At 65.3% G+C, this 17,406-nt stretch carries 16 protein-coding genes; 8 read left to right on the top strand and 8 right to left on the bottom strand.

The genetic code is table 11. From position 1 onward, the window contains the following. Window positions 1-21: 21 nt before the first annotated feature. The 5 genes from BLU74_RS04020 to BLU74_RS04000 all read right to left on the bottom strand — a co-directional run bounded on the left by BLU74_RS04020 (window position 22) and on the right by BLU74_RS04000 (window position 4,951). A complete protein-coding gene (locus BLU74_RS04020) occupies window positions 22-1,200 on the bottom strand; it encodes an MFS transporter (RefSeq protein WP_089766058.1) in 1,179 nt (392 codons plus the stop codon). Window positions 1,201-1,239: 39 nt separating this feature from the next. Continuing rightward, a complete protein-coding gene (locus tag BLU74_RS04015; protein WP_089765497.1) occupies window positions 1,240-2,004 on the bottom strand; it encodes a uroporphyrinogen-III synthase in 765 nt (254 codons plus the stop codon). Beyond that, window positions 2,001-2,798, bottom strand: a complete 798-nt coding sequence (gene cobA, locus BLU74_RS04010; RefSeq protein WP_089766055.1) for a uroporphyrinogen-III C-methyltransferase — start codon at window positions 2,796-2,798, stop codon at window positions 2,001-2,003. Before cobA ends, BLU74_RS04015 begins: the two co-directional genes overlap by 4 nt. Before the next feature lie 161 nt (window positions 2,799-2,959). Further along, window positions 2,960-4,096 carry a hydroxymethylbilane synthase gene (gene hemC, locus BLU74_RS04005; RefSeq protein ID WP_089766053.1) on the bottom strand — a complete coding sequence of 379 codons (1,137 nt, stop codon included), beginning with the start codon at window positions 4,094-4,096 and terminating at the stop codon, window positions 2,960-2,962. A gap of 360 nt (window positions 4,097-4,456) precedes the next feature. Beyond that, window positions 4,457-4,951 carry a hypothetical protein gene (locus tag BLU74_RS04000; RefSeq protein ID WP_089765494.1) on the bottom strand — a complete coding sequence of 165 codons (495 nt, stop codon included), beginning with the start codon at window positions 4,949-4,951 and terminating at the stop codon, window positions 4,457-4,459. A 566-nt stretch (window positions 4,952-5,517) separates the two neighbouring features. Here BLU74_RS04000 and BLU74_RS03995 point away from each other — a divergent pair. After that, window positions 5,518-6,282, top strand: a complete 765-nt coding sequence (locus BLU74_RS03995; RefSeq protein ID WP_089765493.1) for an IclR family transcriptional regulator — start codon at window positions 5,518-5,520, stop codon at window positions 6,280-6,282. Between the two features lie 75 nt (window positions 6,283-6,357). Further along, window positions 6,358-7,362, top strand: coding sequence for a TatD family hydrolase (locus tag BLU74_RS03990; RefSeq protein WP_089765491.1), 1,005 nt, complete (start codon window positions 6,358-6,360; stop codon window positions 7,360-7,362). Window positions 7,363-7,381: 19 nt separating this feature from the next. Here the strand turns inward: BLU74_RS03990 and BLU74_RS03985 are convergent, their stop codons facing one another. Continuing rightward, window positions 7,382-8,722, bottom strand: a complete 1,341-nt coding sequence (locus BLU74_RS03985; protein ID WP_217635332.1) for a hypothetical protein — start codon at window positions 8,720-8,722, stop codon at window positions 7,382-7,384. A 144-nt stretch (window positions 8,723-8,866) separates the two neighbouring features. Between BLU74_RS03985 and BLU74_RS03980 the strand changes: the two genes are divergently transcribed. Further along, window positions 8,867-9,910: a WD40/YVTN/BNR-like repeat-containing protein gene (locus BLU74_RS03980; RefSeq protein WP_089765489.1), complete on the top strand. Its 1,044-nt coding sequence runs from the start codon at window positions 8,867-8,869 to the stop codon at window positions 9,908-9,910. 16 nt (window positions 9,911-9,926) lie between these two features. Here the strand turns inward: BLU74_RS03980 and BLU74_RS03975 are convergent, their stop codons facing one another. Both BLU74_RS03975 and BLU74_RS03970 read right to left on the bottom strand, forming a co-directional pair. Next, the gene (locus BLU74_RS03975; protein ID WP_089765487.1) at window positions 9,927-10,328 is read right to left on the bottom strand and encodes a DoxX family membrane protein; all 402 of its coding nucleotides are present in this window, start codon (window positions 10,326-10,328) and stop codon (window positions 9,927-9,929) included. A 137-nt stretch (window positions 10,329-10,465) separates the two neighbouring features. Next, window positions 10,466-11,239 carry an SDR family NAD(P)-dependent oxidoreductase gene (locus BLU74_RS03970; protein WP_089766049.1) on the bottom strand — a complete coding sequence of 258 codons (774 nt, stop codon included), beginning with the start codon at window positions 11,237-11,239 and terminating at the stop codon, window positions 10,466-10,468. Between the two features lie 267 nt (window positions 11,240-11,506). Between BLU74_RS03970 and BLU74_RS03965 the strand changes: the two genes are divergently transcribed. From BLU74_RS03965 to BLU74_RS03945, 5 genes are all read left to right on the top strand, one after another. After that, window positions 11,507-12,427, top strand: coding sequence for a sugar phosphate isomerase/epimerase family protein (locus tag BLU74_RS03965; RefSeq protein ID WP_089765486.1), 921 nt, complete (start codon window positions 11,507-11,509; stop codon window positions 12,425-12,427). A gap of 87 nt (window positions 12,428-12,514) precedes the next feature. Then, window positions 12,515-13,834 carry an ABC transporter substrate-binding protein gene (locus tag BLU74_RS03960; RefSeq protein WP_089765484.1) on the top strand — a complete coding sequence of 440 codons (1,320 nt, stop codon included), beginning with the start codon at window positions 12,515-12,517 and terminating at the stop codon, window positions 13,832-13,834. Window positions 13,835-13,861: 27 nt separating this feature from the next. Beyond that, on the top strand, window positions 13,862-15,823 hold the full coding sequence (locus BLU74_RS03955; RefSeq protein WP_089765482.1) for an ABC transporter permease: 1,962 nt from the start codon (window positions 13,862-13,864) through the stop codon (window positions 15,821-15,823). Continuing rightward, window positions 15,820-16,584, top strand: coding sequence for an ABC transporter ATP-binding protein (locus tag BLU74_RS03950; protein WP_089765480.1), 765 nt, complete (start codon window positions 15,820-15,822; stop codon window positions 16,582-16,584). Before BLU74_RS03955 ends, BLU74_RS03950 begins: the two co-directional genes overlap by 4 nt. After that, window positions 16,577-17,320: an ABC transporter ATP-binding protein gene (locus tag BLU74_RS03945; protein WP_089765478.1), complete on the top strand. Its 744-nt coding sequence runs from the start codon at window positions 16,577-16,579 to the stop codon at window positions 17,318-17,320. The genes BLU74_RS03950 and BLU74_RS03945 overlap by 8 nt, the downstream gene beginning before the upstream one ends. Window positions 17,321-17,406: the final 86 nt, after the last annotated feature.

The following is a 17,406-nucleotide window of genomic DNA, read 5'->3' as shown; positions in this document are numbered from 1 at the left end:
GGTCGTGTGTCGTTCTCGGATTTAAACCCACGTTCCGGCCGACGTCCGGCGGACGACGGTAAACAAGAGAACGGCTCCCAGACCGGCAGTGGCCGCGAGTAACGCCCACGCGGCGTCGTAGCCGGCAGTCTCGACGAGGAGGCCGAAGAGCGGGGGCGTCACGACGCCGCCCAGGTTGATCGCGGTCTGCCCGCCGGCCGTGGCTGCGCCCACCTCGTCGCCGTCGACGAGTTCGGTGAGACAGGAGTAGAACACGCCGGTCGACCCGTGGATGGACACGCCGAGGCCCGCGAAGAGGACGAGCGCGAGCCCGATCGATCCCGGTGCGAGCGCGAGAGCACCGAACAGCGTCCCCCCGAGGGCGAGTTGGGCGAGCGCGACGAGCGCAGCCCCGTGAGCGCCGCCGAGGCGGTCCGCGAGGCTGCCGGCCCCGATGCGGGCTCCGCTGCCAGTCAGTTGCGTCAGCGCGAGCACAACACCCCCGAGCGCAGGGCTCGCGCCGACAGCGTCCTGTACGTAGAGGACGATGTACCCGAGCATCGTGAAGATCGACGCGCCGACGAAGAACCCCGCGGCGACGAGAGCGAGGTACGTCGGCCGCCCGAGCAGGCCGCGCACGTCCGGTACCGAGAGTTCGCCCGTCCCGGAGCGACCGCGGTACTGGACCGCGAAGAGGGCGGCGTAGCCGGCAGCGAGCAACCCGATCGCCCAGAAGCCGACCTGCCAGGCGGCCACGGCCGCGACGCCCGTGACGACGAGCGAGGCCGCGGCGCTGCCGGTCGTGACGCCGACCTGTTTGAACCCCATCGCCAGACTCGTCCGGCCGGTCGGCGCGGCGGCGACGATCCCCCGGTTCGAGGCCGGCATCGCCGTCGAGTACGCAGCGCCGAGAATCACGGCCACCGCGAGCAGCGCGGCGTACGTGGGTGCGAGCGGGACGGCGACCGCGGCGACCGCGAGGCCGACGAGTCCAGCCAGCATCACGGGTCGCTCGCCGTATCCGTCGACGGCCGCGCCGCTCGGGAAGAGCGCGACCGTGTAGCCCACGAGCGCGGCCGTGAGAAAGACCCCGACGAGCGATTCCGAGAGCGAGAACGCCTCGCGAACGAAGCCCGTCGCGGCGAAGATGCTGTAGTAGCAGAGACTCGCCGCCGTCTGCCACCCGCCGATCAGCCCGACCGCTCGCCACGTCTCCGACACGTCGATGGCTCGGCGAGTCGCCGACTTCACGCTGTCGAGTCAGTCGTGGTACGTCGGGGCGGCCTCCTCGACCGCGGCTGTCGCGAGCGCCTCGAAGGTGGCGTCGTCGGGGACGACGTCGACCCGGATTCCGTGACTCTCGGCGGTCTCCCGGGTCGGGGCACCGATCGCGCCGACGACGGCGCGGTTCAGCCCGGCGATCGCCTCCGCCCGGAGGTCGCGCTCGGCGGCCGCCTCGAGGAAGTTCTCGACGGTGAGCGAGGAAGTGAAACAGACCGCGTCCAACTCGTCGCCGGCGGCCATCACTGCCGACTGGCCCGAGCCCTCGGGGCGAGCGAGGCGGTAGAGGACGGTCTCGTGAACGTCTGCGCCGGCGTCGCGGAGACCGTCGAGGAGGACGTCGCTCCCGTGGTCACTCCGGGCGACTTCGACCGCGCGTCCGGCCACCCGGTCGGCGAGCGCGGCCACGAGTCCCGCGGAGGTGTACTCCTCGGGCACGAGATCGACCGTCCAGCCGGCGTCGCGTGCTGTCGATGCGGTCTTCGGTCCGATGCACGCGAGCGTCGCGTCGCCGGGGGACCAGTCCGCCTCGGCGAGCAGTTCGACGCCGGTCTTGCTCGTCAGGACGACGACGTCCGGGTCGGGCGTAGCCTCGTCGGCGTCGCCCGGCACCGCCCCCGTCGGGTCGACGGCGAGCATCGGATCCGGGACGGGAATCGCACCGAGCGAGTCGAGCAGTTCCACGGCGTCGGCCATCCGCTCGTCGTCCGGGCGGAAGACCGCGACGCGGACGTCCCGGTTCATCCCTCGTCCTCCGCGTCGCCGGGTCGGTTTCGAAGGAACTCCAGGACGCGTTCGCGCGTGGCTGCGACCGCGCCGATCACGGTGATCGCGGGGGGTTCGATCCCCTCCGCATCACGGACGTCGACGATGGTTTCGAGCGTCCCGGTCGCGACGCGCATTCCCGGCCAGGTCGCCCGTTCGACGAGCGCGACCGGCGTGTCGGGCTCCATCCCTGCTTCGCGGAGCGCCGCGGTGTAGTCGGGCAGTTTCCCGACGCCCATCAGGACGACGAGCGTGCCGCCGGTCGCCGCGAGCGCTTCCCAGTTCACTGCGGACTCGTCTTTCGTCGGGTCCTCGTGGCCCGTGACGAACGAGACCGAGGAGGCGTGGTCGCGGTGGGTCACGGGGATCCCCGCCACACCGGGACCGGCCACTGCGGAGGTGATCCCGGGCACGACCTCGAAGGGGATCCCCTCGCTCGCGAGGTGTTCCATCTCCTCGCCGCCGCGGCCGAAGACGAACGGGTCGCCGCCTTTCAGTCGGACGACGTGCTTGCCGTCCCGAGCGAGTTCGACGAGGCGGCGGTTGGTGTACTCCTGTGGCGTCCACTCGCCGCCGGCGCGCTTGCCGACGTCCTCGCGGTTGGCCTCGGGAATCGACTCGATGATCTCGGGCCCGGGAAGCTTGTCGTGGAGGACGACGTCGGCTTCCGTCAGCAGGCGCTTCGCCTTCACCGTCAGCAGTTCCGGATCGCCGGGACCGCTCCCGACGAGCGAGACGAAACCGAGGTCCGGCGCCGTCGCGTCGGAGTTCATCGCGTCCGTTTCTGTGGGACCCGCCTCCAATCGGGTCGCCTCCGACTGGGTCGCATCCGACTGAGTCGCCTCCGGCTGGGTCGTGTCCGACTGGGTCGCCTCCGGCTGGGTCGTGTCCGACTGGGTCGCATCCGGCGTGTCCGCGTCTTCCTCGCGCATCGTCACTCCTCCGCGGCTTCGCGGGCCGCGGCAATCAGGTCGTCGGCACCTCGATCGGCGAGGTCAGCCGCGAACGCCGCCGCCGCGTTCGCGTGGTCTGTGACCGGAATGTCGCGAGTCGCCGCGACCTCCTCGGTCCCGTCCCCGGAGAGGATTCGCGCGGCCGTGTGGACGTATTCGCCCTGGAGTGTCGCGTGGACGCCGATCGGCGCGATACAGCCGCCACCGAGTTCGGCGAGCACCGTCCGCTCGACGGTCGTCTCCACGCGCGTCCGCGGGTGATCGATCGCCGATCGGACCGTCTCCGACACGTCGCCATCAGCGTGGGACGTGACGGCGATGGCGCCCTGGCCGGGGGCGGGTACGAACGACGCGGGGTCGAGGGGGACGTATTCGACGTGGTGGAGGAGTCCGGCGCGGCGCAGGCCGGCCTCCGCGAGGACGATCGCGTCGTACTCGGTGTCGAGGTCGCGTTCGAGCGCGCGCCGCTCGATCTCCGCGAGGCCGTCGAACCACGCCTCGGTCGACTCCGCGAAGTCGGCGTCGGCGTCAGAACGCTCGGCCCCACCGTCGGTGTCTCCCTCGTCGGCGTCGGGACCGTCGGCTTTCTCGTCCTGTTCGGCTTCGAGACGGCGCTCGTGTTCGGCCTGTAGTTCGGGGGCGAGGAGTTTCTCGATCCGCGTGTCGACGTTGCCGCGGAGCGGTTCGACCTCGAGGTCGGGCCGCTCGGCGAGCAGTTGGGCCTTTCGCCGGAGCGAGGAGGTGCCGACGACCGCGCCCTGCGGCAGGTCCTCGAGCGGGGTTCCGTCGGGCGTCAGGAGGAGGTCGGTGGCCGACTCGCGCTCCGGGACGCCCGAGACGACGAGTTCGGCGGGCCCCTCGGTGGGCATGTCCTTCATCGAGTGAACCGCGGCGTCGACATCGCCGTCGAGGATCTTCTCGTCGAGCGCGCGGACGAACGCGCCGGTCTTGCCGAGTCGGTGAATGAGTTCGTCCCGAATCTGGTCGCCCCGCGTCTCGACCTCGACGAGGTCGACGTCCTGGCGTCGGCCCGAGAGCGAGTCCCGGACTGTCGCCGCCTGCCGGAGCGCGAGGTCCGAGCCCCGGGTCGCCAATCGGAGTGTGGCGCGAGTGGTCATTGATGTATCCTCGACGGCCACGAGTGAAAAGGCCACCATTTCAGTCGCGACCGACCGGGGTCGTTCACCACGGCTCTCTACCGAGCCGGCGTCGCCCGGACGGGGCAGACCGGACGGATTCCGCTACGACCGAGTTCGACGGACGCGCTCCGATCGCGCTGTGATGGTTCGTACTCAGCCCCGCGCTCGCACCACGACAGTCGCAGCGTCCGCGCTGTCGTATCCGATCGGGCGCTCCAGTCGATGCCCGATGCGCTCTGCGTCCGCGCCCTCCGCAGCGTCGAAGTAGCACTCGTCCGTGGGGGTGGACGCGGCACTGCGGCGTCGTCGGTGTCGGGTGACGACTGGCGGCCGGCCCGGTCAGGGCGTCCCGATTTCGACGTGGCGCTTGTACAGGTAGTACAGGGCCACGACCAGCGACAGCGTGAACACGCTTCCGACGACAGTCGCGAGGGCGATCAGCCCCCACAGCAGCGGACTGGGCGTCCAGGAGGCGTCGGATTCGGCGATGGCGCGGGCGTCGATGTACGTCGCGATCGGGAACAGGATCGTGAGCAGTAGTCCGCCGAGCCCGACGATTGGGACGATCACGACCGCGCCGAAGAGCGTCACGAGCCCGCCGGTGAGGAAGAGATCGAAGAGGAGCGCGCCGACGAAGAAAACGGCGAGGACGCCGCCGAAGACGACGTAGAGGGGAACGGCGGCGATCCAGTACCACCAGCGGGAGTCGACGCTCGCGCGTGGCAGGAGGTCGCCGACGGGGTCCTCGATCTCGTCGCCGCCGTTCCGACTTCCGAAATCCGCATCGTCTTCGTCGGGCGGGTGAGCGGCATCGGTTTGCGGGGACTCGTTCATAGCCCCGAGTACGACGGGATCGTACAAAAAATCGTGCCTGCGTCGGCCCGGAGCCGATCACCGCACACTTCGTTGTGTCGTCGATTAGATATGAACTATCTTTTCTGTATTAGTGATATTTTTATATCGACCTATTTCAGAATTATTCGAGTTTCTATCGGTCAGAAGTGCTATTTTGTGTCATAAAATAATTAAGTGGTAATTTCATTGTCATACTATAAAAACCTATACTATTCGACCAGATGCTGCTTTGGTACCACTTCACGGAATCCGACCGCCGGTCACGTAACAGATGTACGGATGTTACTAACAGTGCGTCGTCGTAGCGGTGGGTTGGCCCAAATCTTCCCGCAATATCGGAATAGTCTTTGTCATTGGTGGCTGAATAAATCTGTCTGAGTCGTTGAGACGCCGGTTTCACTCACGCTTTTCGATATGTGAATAACCGTGCTGCAGATAGGACACAGCGTGAGGGACTCGGCCCGATTGTAGTCCTGTTGTGACCGTTCTGCAAGCGGCCTCCCAGTATCCGGGAAATATAAGTCCGATGCACACGAGTATATGGTATGGAAAACCAAAGCGCATCGCGGGTCAAGACGACGGAAACGTCGTTCGAGATGCTAGAAGCGCTTTTCCAGGAGGGCGAGGCGACCAGAGAGGAACTCGAAGAGCGACTCGGAATGGCGACGAGTACCGTCCACCGGCACTTGGCGACGCTCCAGGAGTACGGGTACGTCGTCCGCGGCCCCGAGGGATACCGCCTGAGCTTCAAGTTTCTCACGTTCGGGGGCTTCCTCCGGCGAGAAGTCCCAGGCTATTCCATGGTCAAACAGAAGATCGACGATCTGGCCAGCCAGACCGACGAGCGGGCACAGTTCATTATCCGGGAAGGGACCGATCGAGTGTATCTGTACACCGAGATCGGCGACAATCCCGTACAGACCGGCGCGCACACCGGACGCCGCGGACCGATCCACTCCAGCGCCGCGGGGAAGGCGATCGTCGCGTTCCTGCCCGCGGAGGAGCGCGAGCAGGTCATCGACTCGATCAGCCTCGAACAGACCGGACCGAACACGATCACGGATCCCGAGCGGCTCCGGGAGGACCTCGCCGAGATCCGCGAGCGAGGATACGCGCTCAATCGCGAGGAGTCGACGGCGGGCGTCCACGCGATCGGAGCCCCCGTCACGGTGAACGACGACGAGATCATCGGCGCGATCAGCGTCTCCGGACCCGCCACGCGGCTGAAGAGCGACCGACTGGAGAACGAACTGCCCGATCTGGTGTTGGCCGCGACGAACGAACTCGAACTGCACATCGAACACAGTTAAGCGCGGAGTGCCCGATTCAGCCGCTCAGCCGCCGTTCCAAAAGAGATTAACCCGACAATCCGCTATCGCCTCGTAGTGACTTCAGCGAACCCGACGAAGCGTCCGACCGACGCCGCGTCACTCGACAGCGATCTCGACCTCCCTTCGGAGCTGCTCACTCTGCCGTGGATCGACCCACACAATCACGCCCACACCCTGTCGTGGACGGACAGAGAGCAGTACGCTCTCGCCGGGTGCCAAGCGATGGTGATGATTGCCTCGGGGGCACACTGGACGCCGTACAGGCCGGTCGAGGCCGAGGATGTCAGATATCTCTGGGACGACGCGATCAACCGACGCGCCGCGATCGAGCGGAACCACTTCTACGAGACGAAACTCGGAATCGGCGCGCCGACCCGAATCCGCATCGAGGATCCCGACGCGCTGTTCGACGCGATGGAGGCGTACGTGGCCCTCGACGAGGTGGTCGCGGTCGGCGAGACCGGCGTCACGCCCGCACAGCACGTCAGCGCCTGGCCGGTGGAAGAACAGCGCGCGGCGGTCCAGCGACAGATGGAGATCGCCGACGAGAACGGGCTCCCCGTCATCCTCCACACGCCGAACACCGGCGTCGGTGAGGGTCGGAGTTACCGACCGGAACTGGGGGTTCCCGGCTACGAGAAGAACGTCTCGCTCGGCGCGGACCCCGTGATCGACGCGGCGAACCCCGAACTCGAGGCGGTCCGGATCGACGTCGAGGCCGCTGCGGCCGCCGGACTCGACGAGGAGCAAATCGTTGCCTCGCACGCCGACGGCAACAACCTCGAATTCCTCTTAGAGGAGACCGACTGCTACGCGAGTTTCACGCTTGGACACTCGTGGATGACCGGCGTGACCGTCGCGGACGTCGCCGACGCGGTCGAGACGTACGGGCCCGAACGAATCATGATCGACACCGACTGCGCGAACATCCTCCGATCGGATCCGCTGTCGCTCAAGCGCGCGATCCTCGAACTGTACCGCCTCGGGATCGACGTCGAGCACATTCGACAGGTGGTCTACGAGAATCCGGCGTCCGTCTTCGGACTTGGCGATTCATAAGACTCCGTTCGTTGGAGACTCAGTCGTCTGCTTCCTGCAGATTCGCCCGCCGGCGGTCCTTCTTGTACGGTGTCGCGGCGACCGTCGCGTCGATTTCCTTCTGCGCGTGCGATTCGACGGTGGGGCTCTCCGGTTCGTTGCCTTCGCCCCAGAGCACCGTCACCTCGGTCCCGGGCTCGGCGTGCTCCGTGTCGATGACCGCGAGCGAGAGCATCTTCCGGAAGTAGTAGGTGTACCCGCGCATCGTCGCGACACCGACCTGATCGCCGTCTTTGTGGACCTCGTCGGCGATCATCGCCCGCTTTTGCTGGTGGGGCATATCCATATACTTGTACGTCTCACCCGATCCGAAGAGGGAGTCATAGACGTCTGAGACGTCGTCGTCGTTCCACTCGAGGGTGACCAGGGTGCGGTCGGGATCTTCGGCTTTCGCCTTGAGCGCGTCGCTCCCGATGAAGTCGTCGTCCTCGTCCATGTACCAGTCCCAGCCCAGTTCGACGGGGTCACGGTACCAGTCTGTGATGTCGTCGGAGTCGAAACTGCCCTCGATCGGATGCGTGATCAGGTCGCGGTGCATATGCTCGCGCAGCCAGTCTCGGTACTCCGTCATCTCGTCGTGGAGGATCGCCGAGACGTAGTCGCGGATCCGCGTCGGGATGCCGGACTCGAGCTGATTGATCGCGGAGGTCTTCACGCTGAGTCGACGGATGCCGTACTCCTCGCCGGCCTCGAGGATGGCGTCCCACACCTCGTCGCCGTACTCACCGGGGCCCTGCAGTTCGAACCCGACCTCGCCGGACATCCCGAACCGGACGGCTCGCACGTCGTGGCCGGCGATCTCGATATGTCCGAAGTGCATAAAGTCCACGTCGCGTGGGGCCTCGTCGGCGACCTCGTCGAGGACCTGCAGGGAGTTCGGTCCCTGAATCTGGAAATTGAACGTGTCCCGCCACTCCGTGGAGGCGTCGTAGTCGCCCTGCTCCAGGTGGTAGGCGGTCCAGTACGACGGCACGCCGTGGATGATGAACTCCTCGTCGCCCTCGCGGACGATGACGCCGTCGGCGACGACGTCGCCCTCTTCGTTACACTGTACGAGGTGTTTGCCTTCGCCGACGGCGTAGTCGTCGAAGGAATTGATGCTGACGTCCGAGAGGAGTTCGAGCGCGTCGGGGCCGGTCAGCCGGAGGTTCGCCAGAAACGTCCAATCGCCGATGTAGCACGTCTCTTTCCAGGAGAGCTGTTCTTCGATCCAGTGGGTGTACTCGCCGGGACGGCGCCCACCGAAGTCCTCACGACGGTTGGCCGTCCGCATTGCGGTTACTGGACGCTCGTCTACGTCGTCGGGGTCTGCCTCGCCCATAGGTTCGAGTCCATCACTATCGATATAACTGTTTGGGCGACGGTAAGGGCGGATCCGTCGACTGCGTCGGCGGACGACCGGGGTCGGTCGACCGGGAGCCGTCTGCCACCAAAGTTTATTACGGAAGGTGGTGAGCGTTGCCATATGGCGCTGTTAATCGGCACCGACGCCGGACTGTATCGCGTCGACGACGTCCCATTCGACCGACCCGACGCGGAACAGGTCCTCGACTGTGGGATCGTCACGGCGGTCAAGACCTTCGACGCCTTCGAGGGCGTGTTCGTGGCGTCCACGGAGGGGGCCTATCGATCGGGGGACGGCGGGCACACGTGGGAAGACCTCGAAGTGCCCCTGGGTGACCGGTTCTGGCACGCGGGACAGAGCGAAGTGTGGTCGATCCTGGGAACAGAGGACGCCCTCTACGCAGGGACGAACGATCCCTACATCTTCCGTTCGACCGACGGCGGCGATACCTGGGCCGAGTGCAAGGGCTTCCGCGACATCCCCTCGCGCGGTCACTGGGAGTCGCCGATTGATCCCCACTACGCCCGCCTCAGGGCGCTCGAGAACGTCCCCGGCCGGCCCGACCAACTGATCGCGGGCGTCGAGGCCGGAGGGATCCACGTGAGCGACGACGGCGGCCAGACCTGGGACGACCGCCGGGACACCATCGTCGACGACATCCACCAGATCCTGCCGATCACCGAAGACGTCTGGTTGGCCGCGACGGGCTATCTGGATCACAACCTCGAAAATCTCGGTCTCGGTCACGCGGTCGCGGAGGGCGGGCTCCACCGGACGACCGACGGGGGTGAGTCCTGGACCCGAATCGACCAGGGGAACGACTTCTCGTACATCAGGCGGGTGTTCATCCACGACGGCACCGTCATCTTCTGCGGCGGCGAGGAGGCCCCGCCCGCGTGGCGCGAAGACGATCACGAGGTGGCCCTGTTCGAGTCGACGAACTTCGGCCGCGACTGGGAGCGCGTCGAGTTCCCCGGCGAACCCCACGAGGTCATCGAGACGTGGGCGGTCCACGACGGCGACGTGGTCTGCGGCTCCGGCCTGTTCGACGTCCCGGAACCGCGCGACGACGTCGAGGGACGGCTGATGCGGCGAACCGAGGACGGCGCCTACGAGACGGTCGGGCGGCTGGAGGCGAACGTGAGTCGGATCGAACCGGTCTGAGAGACCGGCAGACGCGTCAGTCCTCGCGGGCGCGAAGCGCCTCGACGAGGAAGGTGACCGCAGCGCCGATGAGGGCGATGTTCTTCAGGAAGTTGATCTTCTGATTCGCCCGGTCCTTCCCCTCGAACTCCCAGAAACTGTGGATCACCGGGGTAGTCGAGAAGAAGAACACGAGGATCAGTCCGGCCGCGACGAGCGGCCACACCCACAGCGTGAGGAGCAGAGTCGCGACCAGCAGCATCCCGGTAGCGAACGGGACCAGGAGTTCGGGGGCCGGAACCCCGCTGTCGCGGGCGATCTCGACCCGCTTTTCGTTGTTTCTGAACCCGTCCACGCTCATATAAAACAGCGTGCCGCCGTACAGCAGCCGGCCGAGGAACGAGGGCGGGCGTCTGGAGTCGGCGTCGTCGTCACTCATCGGTCTCAGTCGGCGGTGTGTCCGATCGGAACGTCTGGCGATGCACGCACATAACGGAGCGTAGATTCGCTACATAGATACATAGCTTCTTCGCCACAGCGGAAGCCGTCCCGGAAACGACGCCCCTCCCGCGGGGCCTACTCGAAACAGGCACCCGCGTCGACGTTGAGGTCCTGCCCGGAGATGTACCGCGCCTCGTCGCTGACCAAGAAGGCGACCAGCGCGGCCGTATCCTGTGTCTCGACGAGCGTGCTCAGGGCCGCGTCGCCGGTGAAGAGCCGCTCTTTGGCTTCTTCGAAGGAGACGCCCATATTTTCGGCCTGCTGGGAGATCGATCGCTCGATCCGCTCGCCGTCGGTCGCCCCGGGACAGACGGCGTTGACGGTGATGTTGTCGGCGCCGAGTTCGGCGGCCAGCGATCGGCTCAGTCCGATGACGGCCGATTTGGAGGTGTTGTACGGTGATTTCTCCGGGACGACGTCCTTCGCCGCCGTCGAGGCGATGTTGACGATGCGACCCGCGTCGCTCTCTCGCAGGTGCGGCACCGCGGCTCTGATCGTCCGGACTTGCCCGAGGAGGTTCACGTCGAAGACGTGGTTCCACTCGTCGAGTCCCGTCTCTTCGATCGGGCTCGTCGGTCCCGGAACGCCCGCGTTGTTGACGAGGATGTCCAGTCCGCCGAAGGTATCCGCGGTCGCTTCGATGGCGTCTTCGACCGCCGCGGTGTCCGTGAGATCGACCTCCACGGGAAGCGTGCGGTCGGGATCGTCGATCAACTCCGCCGTCTCGTATATGCCGTCGCTTCTGGCCGCGATGGCCACGTTCGCCCCGCGATCGGCGAGCGTGAGCGCGATCTCGCGACCGATGTTTTGACTGGCACCTGTGACGAACGCTGTCTTGTCTGCAAGCACGAGTATGACCACCACACGAGGAGACAAAAGCGTTTGCTGCAGGAGCACGATAGCAGTCCGCGGCACCGAGCACGAGGAGTACAGTGTCGGCGGTGTGACTGCGGCGTACTTGCGGTGATGCGGCGTCGTCGGTGGGACCGCAGCGTACTTGCGGTGATGCGGCGTCGTCGGTGAGACCGCAGCGTACTTGACGTGACCCCAGTGTCGGCGGGGAGAACCGACCGAGGCCGGAGGTACACTTATTTGGGTTCCAGCGTACCGGCCAGTATGCATCTGAGCGTACAGACGCTGCCGTTCGAGGAACCGATCGAGGAGACACTCGCGTTTCTCAGCGGCCTCGGCGTCGAGAGCGTCGACTGGCGCTGTGACCCCGACGAGTATCTCGACGACCCCGACGCGCAGGCAGAGTTGCTGGAGACGTTCGCGGACCACGACATCGAACTCTCGATGCTCGGCGCGACCGGCCACAATATGCTCCATCCTGACGAGGACCAGGCTGCCGAGGCCGACGAACTGCTCAGGGATACGATCAGGCTGGCGGAGCAACTCGGCGTCGAGACGGTCTCGGCGTTCTCGGGGCTGCCGGGCGGCGGCCCGAACGACGAGACGCCGAACTGGATCGTCTCACCCATCCCGCCCGGCGAGCAGCACGAACAGTACGAGTACCAGTGGGAAGAGGTCGCGATTCCGTACTGGAACGAACTGGGGGCCTTCGCCGACGACCACGACGTCGACGTCGCGCTGGAGATTCACGTCAATATGCTGGTGAACAGCCCGCCGACGCTGGTCCGGTTGCGGGAAGCGACGAGCGAGCGGATCGGCGCGTACGTCGACCCCGGTCACCTCTGGCTTCAGGAGATCGACCCGGTGGCCTCGATCCGCTATCTGGCGGAGCACGACGCGATTATGCACTTCGAGACCTCCGACGTCGTCGAGTACCCCGAGCAAAAGAAGTTGCAGGGGACGTGGGATATGACCCCGCTCGACGACCGACTCGATCGGTCCTGGGCCTTCTGCGCGGTCGGCTACGGCCACGGCGAGTCCGAGTGGCGGGACATCATCTCGACGCTCGACCTCGTCGGGTACGACGGCCCGGTGAGCATCCAGCAGTTGAACACCCCCCAGCCACTCCACGAGGGGGTCAGTAAATCGGCGCAGTTCCTCACCGACATCATGTTCACCGAGTGAGGAAGTCGGCGTCGTGTCCGCACGAGCCCCGTGCCGTTTGGGAATTTAGCACAAAGATTTATTATAGAGTGTTGGAACGTGAATAGTATGTCAGATAGCGACTGGCTCAGCCGACGGACAGTACTGAAACAGGCCGGCGTGGGTGCGGGGTTGGTCGGTCTCGCGGGATGTTCGAGTTCTGGTGGTGACGGCGGCGATGAGGGCGACTCCGGTGGCGAGGACACGGAGACTGAAGCGTCGATGGACGAGACGACCACGACGTCCAGCAGTGGGAGCGACGACGAGGTCCGGGTGGGCTTCCTCCATCCGACAAGCGGCCCGTTCGCGGCACTGGGCGAGGCGCAACAGCGCGGTTCCGAGGTAGCGACGGCGCACGTCAACGAGGACCTCGGCGGCATTCTGGGGAACAACGTCCGGCGGTTCGTCGAGGACACCGAGGGCGATCCGAGTACGGGCCGGGAGATGGCCCGGCGACACGTCGAGACCAACGACGTCGACGTGTTGATCGGCGGCGTCTCCGGGGCGGTCAACCTCTCGGTGGCGGACTACGCCTACGACGTCGGCGTCCCGTACTTCGCGTACGGTGGACCCGAGGAGATCACCGGCGAGGAGTGCCTGCCGACGACGTTCAGATATCAGTACTCCGACGCGCAGATCGCCCGCTCGGGCGCGGAGTGGGCGCTCGAGAATCTCGGATCGCGCGTCTGGATCCACATCGCGGACTACGCCTTCGGCCAGTCTATCGCACGGACGTGGAAGGACGCGTTCGAGGCCTCGGGGCTGGATTACACCATCGTCAACGAGACGCAGACTCCCCTCGGGACGTCGGATTACTCCGCGGTCATCAGTCAGATCCAGTCGTCGGACGCCGACTGGGTGCTCCAGGGGTTCAGCGGCTCCGACGCCGTCAACTTCCTCAGTCAGGCCGAGCAGTTCGAACTCGGGCAGGACATCATGAGCACCACCAACACCTACCTGCCGCTCCGACAGGGTGCGGGCAGTTCCGCCGTCGGCACCTACACCACGATCAGGTACGAGCCGACCTACGAGTCGGAGGCGAACCAGATGCTGGTCGATCGGTACACGTCGACGTTCGACGAGCCGCCGACCGACTTCGCGCTCGTGATGTGGAGCAGCCTCCGCCTGTACGCGCAGGCTGCCGAGAGCGCCGGGTCGCTGGAGACCTCGGCGGTGGTTTCGGCGATGGAAGGACTCGAGAGCGACGAGCCGATGGGATCGACGACGATGCGGGAGTGCGACCACCAGGCCGTCCGTGACGGGTTCGTGGGACGGATCACCGAGCCGGACCAGTACGACTGGCCCGGTCAGGAGATCGTCGCGACCCGGACGGCCGACGACATCACCCGTACCTGCGAAGAGACCGGGTGCGACCTGCCGTCGCTGTAAGGCGAGGGCGAATTCGACATCACTACTATGGAACCTGTTTCGCTCGCGGTACTTGGAATGAGCACGAATCAGTTGGCGTTTCTGATTCTGAACGGCCTCGCACTGAGTATGCTGTACATCCTGATCGCGTCGGGGTTCGCCGTCATCTTCGGAATCACCGACGTCCTCAACTTCGCCCACGGCGTGTTCTATATGCTCGGGGCGTACCTGGCGTTCACTGTCGTCGACGCGACGGGGAGCTTCGCCATCGCGCTCATCCTGGGACCGCTCGTCGTTGCCGGGTTGGGTATCGGAATCGAACGGCTTACGCTCCACTACATCTACGACCGTTCGCCGCTGTATCACGTGTTGATCACGTTCGGCGTCCTGCTGATCGTGACAGACGTCGTGGAGTTCGTGTGGGGCACCGGAACGAAGTTCTTCCCGACGCCCGACCTGCTCGGCGGTGCGGTGTCGATCGGGCCGGTCATCTATCCGCGGTACCGACTCTTCACGATCGCCGCAGGCGCGTGTATCGCGTTTCTCACCTGGGCGCTCTTTCGGTACTCCGACTTCGGGCTCATCGTCCGGGGCGGTGCGCAGGACAAGCAGACCGTGCGCCTGATGGGTGTGAATATCAGTCGGTACTACACCCTCATCTTCGGCCTCGGCACGTTCCTCGCGGCGATCGCCGGTGCGCTGGCGGCCCCGTTCCTGAGCGTGAACCCCGCGATGGGCGACGACGCGCTCATCATCGCGTTCGTCGTCGTCGCCATCGGCGGCCTGGGAAGCTTCGGCGGTTCGATCGTCGCCGGCGTGATCGTCGGCTTCATTCAGACGATCACGAACACCTTCGCCTCCGAGATCTCGGGGTTCGTCCTCTATCTACTCCTGTTCGGCGTCCTGATTCTCAAACCCGAGGGGATCCTAGGTGCCTACGAGATCCGCGAACAGGCGGCGAAACTCTCCTACGACCGAACCATCGATCCGCTCAACCTGACCGACAGACGGGTTCTGGTGGTGTTGGGACTGTTGCTCCTCATTCCGCTGGCGTTCGAGGGGTTCTCGCTGAGTCAGTACGGGATGGGCCTGATCGCGCTGATGTTCGTCTGGGGTATCCTGGCGCTCAGCCTGGACACCGTGACCGGCTACACCGGGCTGATCTCGTTCGGACACGCGGCGTTCTACGGGATCGGGAGTTACGCCGTGGCGCTGCTCACGGTTCACTTCACGAGTTCGTTCGTTTTGGGGCTGGCCGCGGCGGTCACTGTCGCGGCGGTCGTCGCGTGGCTCGTCGGGGCGGTCTCGGCGCGGCTCTCGGGGCTGTACTTCGCGGTCGTCACCTTCGCCGTCGGACAGATGCTGTACCAACTGGCGCTGTCGTGGTCCGGATTCACCGGCGGCAGTAACGGCCTGGCGATCGACAACGTCACGTTACTCGGGGCGCTCGACCTGTCGAACACGTTCGTGTTCTACTACCTCGCACTCTCGCTGCTGGTGCTGTGCTACTACCTGGTGAAGCGGATCATGGACTCGCCGTTCGGGCTGCAGCTGAAAGCGATCCGCGAGAGCGAACGCCGCGCGAAGTTCCTCGGCTACGACACCAACAAGGCGAAACGCCGGGTGTTCGCCATCTCCGGCGCAGTCGGCGGCGTCGCCGGGGCGCTGTTCACTACCCGACAGACGTTCACCAGTCCGGACACGCTGTACTGGATCGTCTCGGGCGATGCGCTGTTCGCCGTCATCCTCGGGGGTGTGGGGACGCTCTATGGACCCATCATCGGCGGTGCGGTCCTGCTGGGCCTGGATCAGGCACTGACGATCTACTTCGACTACTGGCGGCTGATCCTGGGGGCAGTGCTGATCTTCATCGTGCTCTTCGCGCCGCGAGGGCTCGTCAGCTTCTACTACATCTTCGAGGATCGACTGGGTGACGACGATCCGGCCGGAGGGACGGCCAACCCGGAGACAGTGGCACCCAGAGACGAAGAGGAGGCAGTGCAGGAATGAGTATGCTCGAAACCACGAATCTACACAAACGGTTCGGCGAACTGCAGGCGGTCGACGATGTCAATCTATCGATAGATCGGGAGGGGATTCACTCGATCATCGGACCGAACGGGGCCGGCAAGTCCACCCTGTTTCACCTGTTGACGGGGTATTTGAACCCGACGGGAGGTGAGATCCGATACAAGGACGAAGACATCGCGGGACTGCCGCCGCGGAAGATCGTCCAGAAGGGGATCAGCCGGTCGTTCCAGATCGCGGACCTGTTCGAGGGGCTGACCGTCAAAGAGAACCTCCAGATCGCGACGCAGGCGTTAGACGAGAAGCGAAACTCGCTGTGGGTCGATTCGGAGTCGCTCACGACGACGCTCGAGAAGACCGAACAGTTGTTGGAAGACATCGAACTGGTCGATCTCGCGGACGTTCGCGCGGACGCCCTCAGCCACGGCGACCAGCGGAAACTGGAGATCGGGCTGGCGCTCGCCGTCGAACCGGATCTCATCCTCCTCGACGAACCGACCGCGGGGATGGGAAAGCAGGAGTCGGTGCAGATGGTCCGCCTCATCCGTCGGCTCGTCGATGAACGGGACATCAAACTGATTCTGATCGAACACGATATCGGGATCGTGATGCGGATTTCCGATCGAATCTCGGTGCTGAACCGTGGGCAGATCATCGCCGAAGGCAGTCCCGAGGAGATCCAGCAGAACGAACGCGTCCAGGAGGCCTACATTGGGACGAAGCGAGGTGAGGCCAGTGAGTGAGACAGAGACGATCCTCGCGGTGGAGGAGATCTCCTCGTCGTACGGTTCGGGACTCGTCCTCGAGGACGTCTCGCTGACCGTCGGGAAGGGCGAAGTCGTCGGCCTCCTGGGTCGCAACGGGGCCGGCAAGACGACGACGCTGCGATCGATCACGGGCGTCATCAAGCCGCGGTCGGGGAAGATCGAGTTCAGAGGGCAGGACATCACCGCGCTCTCGGATCACGAGATCAGCAATCTCGGGATCAGTTACGTGGTCGAGGAGCGGGCCGTGTTCCCCGACCTCACCGTCGAGGAGAACCTCCGGATGGGCGGGATCAAACAGCCCTCGGGGATCATGACGATCGAAGAGATCTTCGAGTGGATGCCTCGGCTGGACGAGCGCAAGGAGCTGAAGGCCTCGAAGCTGAGCGGCGGCGAACAGCAGATGCTCGCCATCGGGCGGGCACTGCGGGGGAAGACCGAACTCCTGCTCCTCGACGAGCCGACGGAGGGACTCGCGCCGCAGATCGTCGAGGACGTGATCGACGCCATCGAGCGGATCCAAGAACAGGACATCCCGATCCTCGTGGTCGAACAGAACCTGAACACCATCTTCGAGGTGGCCGATCGGGTCTTCATCCTCGAACAGGGGCGGAACGTCTACGAGGGCACGGTGGCCGAACTCCGCGACGACACGGAGACCCAACAGCAGTATCTCGGCGTCGGCACCAACCCGGACGTCGAGGCGTTCGACTGAGTGAGGACCACCCAGTGACACCGACGCCGAGAACCGACACGGATACCTTCCCCACGCTCGGAGCGTCCGAACGTGGACGGCGGATT

Origin of the sequence: Halobellus clavatus, assembly GCF_900107195.1 — an archaeon.
In the GTDB taxonomy this organism is placed as follows: domain Archaea; phylum Halobacteriota; class Halobacteria; order Halobacteriales; family Haloferacaceae; genus Haloquadratum; species Haloquadratum clavatum.
Note: the sequence above shows the minus strand (reverse complement) of the source record. Positions and strands in the feature narration are given on the sequence as shown.